We start from the raw sequence: 10,846 nt of genomic DNA on the forward strand, positions 1-10,846 counted from the left end.
TATGGACATGTCGCTGAGTTTTTGACTCTTTTTCTGGCGACGGGACGTAGTCAATTGGGGATTTCTTGGCGACCTTAGAACGTATTCGCTACACGCCGCAAACCATCGTAGTTGAAGATGGAAAGGTGTCGTACTCCGAAAGCAGTCGGCGCGTTATTGCGGGGCTACCGCAACTGTTTTGGGCAGATTGCTCACCTTGGCGTGAAGCCAATTTGTGGGCACTGGAGCGTGCCTCTAGCAACGAAGCTTCGCTGAAGACAGTCGCGGGCAATCTTAATGGTTTACTGCATTACGCCAACTTCCTAGAAGAGCAAAGCCTCCTGTGGTTAGCTTTCCCTGTCCGGAAAGCTAACCGATGCCTTGTTCAATACCGTGGCAGCTTAGTTGCGGCTCGAGATGCTGGATTGATGTCGCCATCCACGGTATCGGAATACATGCGGAATGCCGTTTCGTTCTACCGTTGGGCTAGGGCAAAAGGGTTGTTGGACCCCAACACGCAACTCTGGCAGGACAGGGCGGTATACATCCAATACTTCGATGCTGTCGGCTTCGAAAGGACTATGGTCCAGGTTTCCACAGACCTAGCGATTCCAAACCGGAAGCGCCCCGGGGCACCTCTGGAAGATGGCTTACTACCCGTATCTGCTGAGGACCGCGAACTAATACTCGATTTTGCAAAGAACAATGCATCTCCAGAACTGTACCGGATGCTCGCCCTCGGTTTCTTCACTGGAATGCGCATTGGCAGCATTTGCGACCTCAAGATTCAAACATTAAAGAATGCAATTCCGGACCCCCAAGCTCCGGGGTTGCTGCGCCTTGCGCTCGGTCCAGGTGCATCACCACCCGTAAATACAAAGTTTGGAGTAACAGGCCATGTATGGATTCCGCGGGCTCTTCTTGAAGACCTTCTGGAATACGCAACCTCACTTCGCCGCTCAAAGCGACAAGCTGAGGCTCTGCCGGATGACCGAGGTTTGTTATTACTTACACGATTTGGGAATCCTTATTGCCGGCGTGATACAGAGCAATCGAGTGCCATCAATACGGAGATGGCAACTCTTCGGCGCAGTGGCGTTACGGCTGGACTAAAAGTCCTCAAATCTTTCCATTTTCACCAGACCCGATGCACGTTTGCTACTGAGGTAGCTGAACTTGCGCTGAAAACTACCGACCCCATCAATGCGATTGCATTGGTGAAGAACGCTTTGCTTCACAAAGATGAAGCAACTTCGTTCAAATACATCAAATTCATCGCCTCGACACCCGCAAAGCGGGCGGCTGCCGATGAGTTTGCCAAAGCCTTTGCTGGGATGGGCCGCTAATGCAAAGCGCGTTGCCAAACCTAATATTCCCGATGGTTGAATTCGGGCCAAAACAGACTCCATGGACCTTAAACTTCATTTTGTATAAGGGCGGTTCCGCAGTAAAAACAAATAGGCTATCTCACCATATAGCTGCCAATGACCTTGGCAACCCGTTAGCCGAGAGGTTCTCCCTGGCAATTCAAGTTCATGAAGAACTGGTTGCTTGTTTAGTTGGTGGAGGCAGTGTTCAAACGGCAAAGAGCCGGATAGCGGCCTTGCGCACCTTCTTCACCTGGGTGGACGTCACGGACACACCAATCCACCTCGAGAATGTAGCGGATGTCTATTTAAAGTGGGCGGCACACTTGGAGCAACGGCAGCGTATCGACGGAAGCTTAGGCAAATCCACAGCACACACCTTCGCCTCTCATCTTGCCGCCATCCTGAACCCGATTTTAGGGCGCAAGCACTCTATCCTGAAAGAAACCCGCATCCGCAAACCAAAGTCAGCTAAACGCTTTAATACTTCTGCTGCAAGCAAAGTAGATTTATCGGCAATGTTCCGCTTTGGACATCTCGTCACAGACCTCTGTGTCGGCCTTTCGACATCGAGCATAAAGGGAAATCTACCGGTCGTTCTTGAACTTCGAAGTGGACAAATTGAGCTATGGTCAGGACTATCAAAGCCTACTAGAACTCAGCCGCGAAAGACAGTTCGGCACAATAGAGAGCAGAGAGTATCGGCGGAAAAGCGCGCAGCCTGGATTGAAGACAAATCCTTGCGCACCCGAAGCCGTTTGGCAAATCTGCGGATTGAAGCTGAATTGGTGATGTTTATTGCCCAGACCGGCATGAATCTTCAGCAGGCCTATTCACTGAAACTAGACAACTACAGGTACGCCAGCCATCTGGATGGGTACCAAGTGCTGAGCTACAAGGCGCGTCGTGAGGGGACGGTGCTCTTCGAGATATTCGGGGAATATCGTGCCTATTTCGAAAGCTATCTTCGTTGGCGAAATGAGTGGTTCGATGACTTAGATGACGACCGCCTTTTTCCATTTATCTTGGCTGGCCGTATTGATTGGCGCCCTCCCGAATTCTCACAAGTACGCAGAATCGCAAAAACCTTGGCAGTGCCCTATATCAGTCCCAGCATATTGAGGAAAGGACGGGTCAACTGGCTTCTTCGGCAAATGGCATCGCCAGATGCCGTTGCCGAAATCGCCCAGCATAATGTTGAAACGCTTATCCGCAACTATGCTGAGCCCCACCCGCAAGTGGCCATGGTTGAAATCAGCCGCTTCCATGAACGCAACGACCCGTCATTTGTGCCACCAGGCCCAGGTTGTTGCATTAACCCTGTGCCCGAAGCTGAAGAGCGACTTCAGGCTGGAACCCCGGCACCTGATTGCACATCCGGCGCAGGATGTTTGTTCTGCAATAACCATCGAGACATTGACAGCAGCGACCATATTTGGTCTCTAGCTTCGTTCCGCCACCTGAAGTCAATTGAGCTAGCAAGGCATCGGCCTCCAGAAGGCAAATCTGCTGCTACCGAAGCCCATCCTGCATTCGCGGTCATCACACGCGTAACCCACAAGCTTCAGTTCTTGGAAAACAGCAGCGAGGTTCGGAGTGCCTGGGTTAAAGAAGCGCTATTCCGAATAGAAGAAGGCGCTTACCACCCTGCTTGGGATGGTCTTATTCAAATCAACGAAATGGGTATCGCAATTTGATGGGCTCACGCATCCCCTTAACTACGCCAGCCATTAGTTTCCCTCTTGTTAGCCAGCAAGAAGGTATCTATCACCCTTCAACTTGGCCTCCAAGCGACGACATCCCTGTCATCCAAGACGCCAGCGGCAACGTAATTACACGCTGGTGTGATTCCGTTTGGGTGCTCGATTTATGGGCCAAGCAGCGCATGGTTCTAAACTTCGGGGACGGCCTCGTAGAAAGAACGGACCCGATTGACAAACCCAACGCCGACCTGTTGCGAAAAGTGGTCGGCTGGTGGTTGTATGGTCCAGGTGGCATCCAAGCAGCGGGGACACTGCTCACGCGCTTCGGTGCTATACGCCCCATCTTCGCTCTGTGCGCCGCCGAAGGCATCCTAGCTTCCAAATTAACAAGGTTTCCCTTGGTTGCTGACAAACTGGCAGGGGTACTGATGCCCTCCATGGCTGGGGCAATCATCTCCATGCTGCATGAATTGTATGCCATTAGAGAAAAGCTCGGGTTTACCTTGCTGGATGAAGCAGGTATCGCCCGCCTGGCAGCAGCCCTGCCCGCCCATCATGGCCGGCAGACTCCTTATATTCCGCCCCGCATTTGGCGGTATCAGGTAAGTCGGCTCAAGGCATGTCTGGATGACTTTCTCCAGCATCAAGAGCAACTGACAAATTGCTACCGTTTCTCCATTGAGGCTTACATCACCAATTACGAAAGCATGGAGGAAGCGAAAGATAGCAAACGTAACAAGGCGCTTCGCCCATTCTATTGGCCCGAAGGCGGTCGCGCTGATAAGCCGGGATGCCGATTTCTCGGCCCTTTTCACGAGACTGCTGTACGCTTTGGTGTCGCATACCTCATCTATAGATGGCTGGGAGAACGCGCTGACACCCAGTTGACACCACTTAGCGTTGACACCCTTTCTGCCTATCTGACCATGGTTTCCTATGTCGGATTGGCCTACATCCTCAACTTCACGCTTATGCGTAGTGATGAGGCATTCTCGCTTGCCGCAGACTGCCTAAGGGTTGAGAAGGACCCCCGCTTTGGGCCAATCCATGTCATCCAAGGCATAACATCGAAAACGGTCACTGATGATGAAGCCATCTGGATTACCGCCCCGTCTGTCGAAACGGCTATTACGGTACTTCAGAAAATTGGCAAATTGCGCCAGCTTTGTGCCAGCAGGGTCCCCGATAAAACCCCTCTATACTGGCGAACAAATGAGCCCTGGGCCGGTGGAGCCAAAGCGGTGGACGAATTTGTACACTCCCGCATTAAGAGCTACTGTTTTGTGGTCAATAGCTACCCCAAACTGTTTGACCCAGATGAACTGTGCATTACTGAGCGAGACCTTGAACTGGCTCGCCTAGCAACCCCGACCCTGCCCGAGACATTTGCTGTTGGAAGCATTTGGCCTTTGGCGTGGCATCAGCTTCGGCGTACGGGGTCCGTCAACATGCAGGCATCAGGCATCGTTTCAGATGCCTCGCTCCAATTTCAGCTCAAGCATGTGTCACGAGCCATGTCATTGTACTACGGTCAGAACCACGCACAAATTAGGCTAGAGGAATCAGCCCGCACGTTGTACATCCAAACGATGTACGAGGTGCTCGGCCGCGAACTTCAGCGATTGGCCAGCGACCGCTTTGTCAGCCCTCACGGCGAGCGGCGCAAGGAGGAAATTGTACGGCTCATTTCACCCGATGACCTCAAAGCATCTGTACGCCTTGCCAAAAAAGGAGGCGTTGCTTGCAGAGAGATTATTCTTGGAGTTTGCATGAATAAGGTGCCCTGTCCTTATGGCGGCATCGAGTCCATCGCTCACTGTGGCGGTGGTGATGCCACCAAGCCATGCTCTGATGTGTTGTATGACCGCAGCAAGCTGTCGCAAGTATCCCAGCTTGAGAGAGTGCTAAACGAGCGACTTCAATCAGCACCTGTCGATAGTCCTTTACGAGCAGCACTTGAAGCCCAAAAACGCAGTGTGGAGAGCTACTACCGTGCAACACGTAGATGTGAATGACCAACAGCCAAGCGCAGCCGACCAATACCGTGCTGCATTTGAGCGTCTTAAATCCAATATGCCGGTACGCCTTCCCAAAGGCACGCTGGTTACTCAGAACAATGTTGCCCGAGAAGCGGGGACCGACCCAAGCGCACTTAAAAAAAGTAGATTTCCAACCTTAATTGCGGAAATTCAGCAGTTCGTATCCAGTCAGGAAGACATAAGACCTGCCTCCGCCCGGCAAGCTCGCATAGCCCGACAGAACAAGAATCGCAGTCTGAAGGAGCGACTAGCCGAGGTTTCTCTCCAGCGGGACACCCTCGCAAGCAAGCTCAGCGAGGCTGATATGGTCATATTAGAGTTGCGTGGCCAACTAGATGAACTTCTCAAAAAGGAGTCGAAATCTACCGTTGTCAGCCTAGGGAAGACTCGCCCACCTCAGGAAATATAACGCCGTTTCAAAACCGAGCTCACTGTCAACACTAGCTGACAGTGAGCTCGGGCCGCAACTTACCACCGCCGACGCCCTGCTTGACCTAAACCAATATTTCTATAAACTTGGAAATATGGAAACCTTAAACGCCGCTGAAATCCTCGCCGCCCTTGGGCACGAGTCCCGTCTCGCCATCTTCCGACTGCTCGTTGAAGCCGGTCCGGAGGGTATCAACGCCTCCGCCATTGGTGAGCAGTTGAGCATCCCGAATGCCACGCTGTCCTTCCATCTGTCGCACCTTAGCCGCGTCGGCCTCATCAAGGGCGAACGTGAGAGTCGCTTCATCCACTATTCCGCCGAATACGAGACGATGGATGAGTTGATTGCCTTTCTGACCCACAACTGTTGCCAGGGCAAGGCATGCCTGCCAAAGACGGCAGCTTGCGACACGGTCGCTAAGCGCCGGAACAAGAAACCCGAACCCCAAGAGTAAAGACCATGAGCAACCCGAAAACCGTCCTCGTCCTCTGCACCGGCAACTCGTGTCGCTCCCAGATGGGCGAAGCCATCCTGAATCACGACCTGTCCGGCCTTGTGCGTGGCATCTCTGCCGGCACCAGCCCACAGCCCAAGGTGGCCGACGGCGCCATCGAAGCCCTGAAGCTGGCTGGCCTGCCGACCGATGGTTTGCATTCCAAGACCGTCGAAGACGTCATGGACCAGGACATCGACTTGGTGGTTAGCGTCTGCGACAACGCCAAGGAAACCTGTCCCATCTTCCCGCGTCCGGTGAAGCGTATCCACGTCGGTTTCCACGACCCGCACGGCGAGCAGCTAGAAAGCTTCCTGGCCGTCCGTGACGACATCCGCGCTCGCCTGGTGCCGGCCGTCCGCGAAGCCCTGGGTCTGTAAGGAGTCCTCATGTCTGCTGTTCAATGTGAAGTCACCGCCAAGGTCGCCGCCGGCGCACCAATGAGCGTCTTCGAGCGTTACCTGACGGTCTGGGTGTTTCTCTGCATCATCGCCGGTATCGCTGCCGGACAGATGGCGCCTGGCGTGTTCCAGGCCATCGGTCACATGGAGGTCGCGCAGGTAAACCTGCCGGTCGGCCTGCTCATCTGGGTCATGATTATCCCGATGCTGGTCAAGGTCGATTTCGGGGCCTTGCATGAGGTGAAGCAGCACGTTCGCGGTATCGGCGTGACGCTGTTCGTGAATTGGCTGGTCAAGCCATTCTCCATGGCTTTCCTGGGCTGGCTGTTCGTTCGTAACCTGTTCGCACCCATGCTGCCTGCTGACCAGCTGGACAGCTACATTGCCGGCCTCATTCTGTTGGCGGCGGCGCCCTGTACCGCCATGGTCTTTGTCTGGAGCCGGCTGTCCAACGGCGACCCGCTGTTCACGCTGTCACAGGTGGCGATGAACGACAGCATCATGGTCTTCGCTTTCGCACCCATCGTCGCCTTCCTGCTCGGCATCTCGTCCATCACCGTTCCTTGGGACACGCTGCTGACCTCGGTCGTTCTCTACATCGTGATTCCGGTCGTCCTCGCCCAGCTTTGGCGTAAGGCCCTGCTGGCCAAGGGGCAGGCAGCCTTCGATGCCGCCATGGCCAAGATTGGCCCGTGGTCCATCTCGGCGCTGCTGGCGACCCTGGTGCTGCTCTTCGCCTTCCAGGGCGAAGCCATCATCAAGCAGCCGCTGGTCATTGCGCTGCTCGCCGTGCCCATCCTCATCCAGGTGTTCTTCAACTCGGCACTGGCCTACTGGCTGAACAAGGTGGTCGGTGAGAAGCACAACGTCGCTTGTCCGTCGGCACTCATTGGGGCTTCGAACTTCTTCGAGCTGGCCGTGGCTGCTGCCATCAGCCTGTTCGGATTTGAGTCAGGCGCTGCGCTCGCAACCGTCGTCGGCGTCCTCATCGAGGTGCCGGTCATGCTGCTGGTGGTGAAAGTCGTCAATGCATCCAAGGGCTGGTACGAAGCCCAAAACGCGTAAGGAGAGAATCATGAAAAAGCTCGAAGTGTTTGACCCCGCCATGTGTTGTTCCACGGGTGTTTGTGGCGTCGATGTTGACCCGGTGCTGGCCCAGTTCGCGGCCGACCTGAAATGGGTCGAAGAGCACAGCATCACCGTTGAGCGCCACAACCTCGGCCAGGAGCCGCAGGCCTTTGCCGCTAACCCGGCCGTGGTCAAGGAAATGGAAGCAGGCATGGACCGCCTGCCCATCCTGGCCGTGGACGGCCACATCGTCTCCACCGGCATGTATCCGTCGCGTGCCCAATTGGCCCAAAAGCTGGGCATCACGCTGACGACCGCCGAGAAGCCGCATATCAAGGCAGGTGGCTGCGGCTGCAAGCCGGGAACCTGCTGAAAGAGGAGCCAATCATGTCGCTGCCCAACATCCAGACCCGCTACTTGTTCTTCACGGGCAAGGGCGGCGTCGGTAAAACATCGCTCTCCTGTGCCACAGGCCTAGCACTGACCGAAGTTGGCAAGAAGGTGCTCATCGTCAGCACCGACCCAGCCTCCAACCTGGACGAGGTACTGGGTGCGGGGCTGAGTCAGTCGCCGACCGCCATTCCAGGCGCACCGGGACTATTCGCTTTGAACATTGACCCAGAAGCGGCAGCGCAAGCTTACCGGGAGCGGATGGTGGGACCGTACCGCGGCATCCTGCCCGCGGCGGCCATTCAGAGCATGGAGGAACAATTCTCGGGTGCCTGTACCGTCGAGATTGCGGCCTTCGACGAGTTCTCGAAGCTGCTCGGTGACCCGGCGGCAACGGCCGAGTTCGACCATGTCATCTTCGACACAGCACCCACCGGCCATACGCTGCGCCTGCTGACCTTGCCTTCGGCCTGGGACGAGTTCATCTCATCTTCGACTGGCGGTGCTTCCTGCCTCGGCCCCCTGGCAGGCCTGGAGAAGCAGAAGGCCTTGTACGCCGCGACGGTGGCTCGCCTGTCCAGCGCCGCCGAGACGACCGTTGTCCTAGTCGCCCGTGCCGACACGGCATCGTTGCGTGAGGCCAACCGTACCCGCCTTGAACTGACCGACCTTGGCATTCGCAACCAGACCCTGGTCATCAATGGCTTGTTCTCTGGCGACACGGCTGGCGATGCTATTGCGACGGCCATGGTGGCACGCGCCTCCACGGCCATTGAAACCATGCCACCAGAACTCGCCGGCTTGCCGCAAACACGCATCCCCTTCCTGCCCCGCGGCACGGTGGGTCTGGATGCCCTGCGCGAGATGGCGCATCCCGAGACAGTCATGGCACCGACCGGTAACGTCATGCCGGAAACCTCGTTGCCGCCCAAGCTTCGCGGTCTTGTCGAGGACATTGCATCAACGGGGCATGGGGTCATCATGACCATGGGCAAAGGCGGCGTGGGTAAGACGACGGTGGCGGCCGCTATCGCTGTTGCGCTGGCCAAGAAAGGCCACAAGGTGGTGCTGTCCACGACCGACCCGGCAGCCCACACGGCGGCAGCCATTGATGGCGTCGTGCCCGGACTTGCGGTAACACGCATTGACCCCGCTCAGGAAGTGAAGCAATACACCGAGGAGGTGTTGGCCAAGGCTGGCCAGCATCTTGATGCAGGCGGCCGCGCCATGCTCGAAGAGGACCTGCGTTCGCCTTGCACCGAAGAGATTGCCGTCTTCCGGGCGTTCGCCCGCACGGTCGATGAAGGCAAGGAGGGCTTCGTGGTGCTAGATACTGCACCCACCGGCCACACCATCCTCTTGCTGGATGCTGCCGAGGCCTATCACCGGGAAGTCATGCGGACCCAGGGTGACATGCCCGAGGCCGTGCTCCAATTGCTACCTCGGCTGCGCGACCCCAGCTATACCCGTGTACTTATCGTGACACTGCCCGAAGCCACGCCTGTCCATGAAGCTGAACGCCTAAGCGCCGACCTAGCTCGAGCCGGCATTGCGCCCTGTGCGTGGGTCATCAACCAATCGCTGTTGGCCAGCGGCACAAGGCATCCTATTCTCTGCCAGCGTGGCGCTTACGAGGTGCCTTTCATTCGTCGAGTCACCGACTACCTATCTCAGCAAACGGCTCTGATACCGTGGTTAGCAGAGGCGCCTATCGGTGCGATTGGACTGGGGCAAGTAATTAGCCAATAGCGAAGCCTGTTAGTTTAGTTATATACAAGGGTTAACATAACGAACTTCACCTGGGCTCGGCTTGGCGAAGCCAAACGAGCCAGGAGACAAGCGAAGCGCGTCAGATTCTCAGCGAGGCTTTCAAACCATTCCGAGATTTACTATGGACATTAACAATCCGAAAAGCGAAAAAAAGACGGCACTCCATGGACATCCGGAAAAGGTGGCCAACTCCCCTAACCATGCGGATTCTGAGCACGTCCATAGAGTGGTATCTGACTCCTGGCTTGCCGATGACGGCGCAAAAATCCACCTCAAAATTTCTGGGGAAGGATCGCCATTGATCATGCTGCATGGCTGGACATCCAGTCATCAGGAATGGTTTCCCTTTCTTGGTACTCTCAATCCCCGGCACAGGGTCTATCGCTGGGATGCTCGTGGACATGGCGGCCACGATCTCGGCGGCAAGACACCACCGACGGCTCAGCGCATGGCACGAGACCTGGCCAATCTGATCGACCACTACGAGATTGAAAACGCCACTGCGGTTGGGCACTCGATGGGCGCCCTGACGCTCTGGCAATACATACGCGATTTCGGTACCCAAGCCTTTTCACGTGTCTGCTTCATCGACCAATCACCCAAACTGGTAACCGATCCGGATTGGAATCACGGCATTTATGGAAACTTTGACGAAGCCCGGTCCAAAGAAATGATGTCGTGGCTGAACGAAGATTTTGCCGAGGCCGTGCTGAAATTGACGGCTTTCGGCCTCAATGCGCGCGCTCGCGAAAAATATCTTGCCGGTGCAAGCGGTTGGGAAAAGTCCAGGGCCGCGCTGCGGGCGCAGGAACCAGGGCCGTTGATTGATTGTTGGGCCAGTCTCACGGCAGCGGACTATCGGGATGTTCTATCGAAAATCGATATTCCGGCAATGCTTGTTTATGGTGGTGAAAGCAACTTCTATCGACTGGACACCGCGCGATTCGTTGCGGAACAGATTCCCGACGCAATACTTCACATCTACGAAGGCACCGACCATTCGCCTCACCAATGGCAACGCGAACGCTTTGCACACGACCTCATGGCCTTCATCGATCAGTTCGATTAATTATTGCCGCGGCAAACTGAAGGCAGCGTGAGCTGATCAGGTTTTTCTTCTTGTAAAAGTTAAAAACCCCGTTACTGGATTAGTAACGGGGTTTTTGAATGGGAGTCTGGCGTTGACCTACTTTCGCGAGCGGAAGC

10 protein-coding genes are annotated in these 10,846 nt (G+C 55.7%); all 10 read left to right on the plus strand.

Annotated features, from left to right (window positions below):
- Positions 1–65 precede the first annotated feature (65 nt).
- The 10 genes from F1002_RS19405 to F1002_RS19450 all read left to right on the plus strand — a co-directional run bounded on the left by F1002_RS19405 (position 66) and on the right by F1002_RS19450 (position 10,709).
- A complete protein-coding gene (locus F1002_RS19405) occupies positions 66–1,325 on the plus strand; it encodes a site-specific integrase (protein WP_150430696.1) in 1,260 nt (419 codons plus the stop codon).
- Positions 1,325–3,043, plus strand: a complete 1,719-nt coding sequence (locus F1002_RS19410) for a site-specific integrase (protein WP_150430697.1) — start codon at positions 1,325–1,327, stop codon at positions 3,041–3,043. Before F1002_RS19405 ends, F1002_RS19410 begins: the two co-directional genes overlap by 1 nt.
- The gene (locus F1002_RS21340) at positions 3,043–5,064 is read left to right on the plus strand and encodes a hypothetical protein (protein ID WP_223879693.1); all 2,022 of its coding nucleotides are present in this window, start codon (positions 3,043–3,045) and stop codon (positions 5,062–5,064) included. Before F1002_RS19410 ends, F1002_RS21340 begins: the two co-directional genes overlap by 1 nt.
- Complete coding sequence (locus F1002_RS19420; RefSeq protein ID WP_223879694.1) at positions 5,042–5,497, plus strand: hypothetical protein; 456 nt, start codon at positions 5,042–5,044, stop codon at positions 5,495–5,497. Before F1002_RS21340 ends, F1002_RS19420 begins: the two co-directional genes overlap by 23 nt.
- Before the next feature lie 115 nt (positions 5,498–5,612).
- Positions 5,613–5,972 carry a helix-turn-helix transcriptional regulator gene (locus F1002_RS19425; protein WP_150430698.1) on the plus strand — a complete coding sequence of 120 codons (360 nt, stop codon included), beginning with the start codon at positions 5,613–5,615 and terminating at the stop codon, positions 5,970–5,972.
- 5 nt (positions 5,973–5,977) lie between these two features.
- Positions 5,978–6,391 (plus strand): arsenate reductase ArsC, encoded by a 414-nt coding sequence (locus F1002_RS19430; protein ID WP_150430699.1) that lies wholly within the window; start codon positions 5,978–5,980, stop codon positions 6,389–6,391.
- 9 nt (positions 6,392–6,400) lie between these two features.
- The gene (arsB, locus tag F1002_RS19435) at positions 6,401–7,477 is read left to right on the plus strand and encodes an ACR3 family arsenite efflux transporter (protein ID WP_223879695.1); all 1,077 of its coding nucleotides are present in this window, start codon (positions 6,401–6,403) and stop codon (positions 7,475–7,477) included.
- Positions 7,478–7,487: 10 nt separating this feature from the next.
- Positions 7,488–7,853 (plus strand): arsenite efflux transporter metallochaperone ArsD, encoded by a 366-nt coding sequence (arsD, locus tag F1002_RS19440; RefSeq protein WP_150430700.1) that lies wholly within the window; start codon positions 7,488–7,490, stop codon positions 7,851–7,853.
- Positions 7,854–7,867: 14 nt separating this feature from the next.
- The gene (gene arsA, locus F1002_RS19445) at positions 7,868–9,619 is read left to right on the plus strand and encodes an arsenical pump-driving ATPase (protein ID WP_150430701.1); all 1,752 of its coding nucleotides are present in this window, start codon (positions 7,868–7,870) and stop codon (positions 9,617–9,619) included.
- A 142-nt stretch (positions 9,620–9,761) separates the two neighbouring features.
- A complete protein-coding gene (locus tag F1002_RS19450) occupies positions 9,762–10,709 on the plus strand; it encodes an alpha/beta fold hydrolase (RefSeq protein WP_150430702.1) in 948 nt (315 codons plus the stop codon).
- The last annotated feature ends 137 nt before the right edge of the window (positions 10,710–10,846 follow it).

The organism is Dechloromonas sp. CZR5 (genome assembly GCF_008711155.1).
Classification (GTDB): domain Bacteria; phylum Pseudomonadota; class Gammaproteobacteria; order Burkholderiales; family Rhodocyclaceae; genus Azonexus.

Coding starts and splice junctions, on each gene's coding strand:
- F1002_RS19450 (WP_150430702.1), top strand. CDS start 9,762: ATGGACATTAACAATCCGAAAAGCGAAAAAAAGACGGCACTCCATGGA.
- F1002_RS19410 (WP_150430697.1), top strand. CDS start 1,325: ATGCAAAGCGCGTTGCCAAACCTAATATTCCCGATGGTTGAATTCGGG.
- arsB (WP_223879695.1), top strand. CDS start 6,401: ATGTCTGCTGTTCAATGTGAAGTCACCGCCAAGGTCGCCGCCGGCGCA.
- F1002_RS21340 (WP_223879693.1), top strand. CDS start 3,043: ATGGGCTCACGCATCCCCTTAACTACGCCAGCCATTAGTTTCCCTCTT.
- F1002_RS19425 (WP_150430698.1), top strand. CDS start 5,613: ATGGAAACCTTAAACGCCGCTGAAATCCTCGCCGCCCTTGGGCACGAG.
- arsA (WP_150430701.1), top strand. CDS start 7,868: ATGTCGCTGCCCAACATCCAGACCCGCTACTTGTTCTTCACGGGCAAG.
- arsD (WP_150430700.1), top strand. CDS start 7,488: ATGAAAAAGCTCGAAGTGTTTGACCCCGCCATGTGTTGTTCCACGGGT.
- F1002_RS19430 (WP_150430699.1), top strand. CDS start 5,978: ATGAGCAACCCGAAAACCGTCCTCGTCCTCTGCACCGGCAACTCGTGT.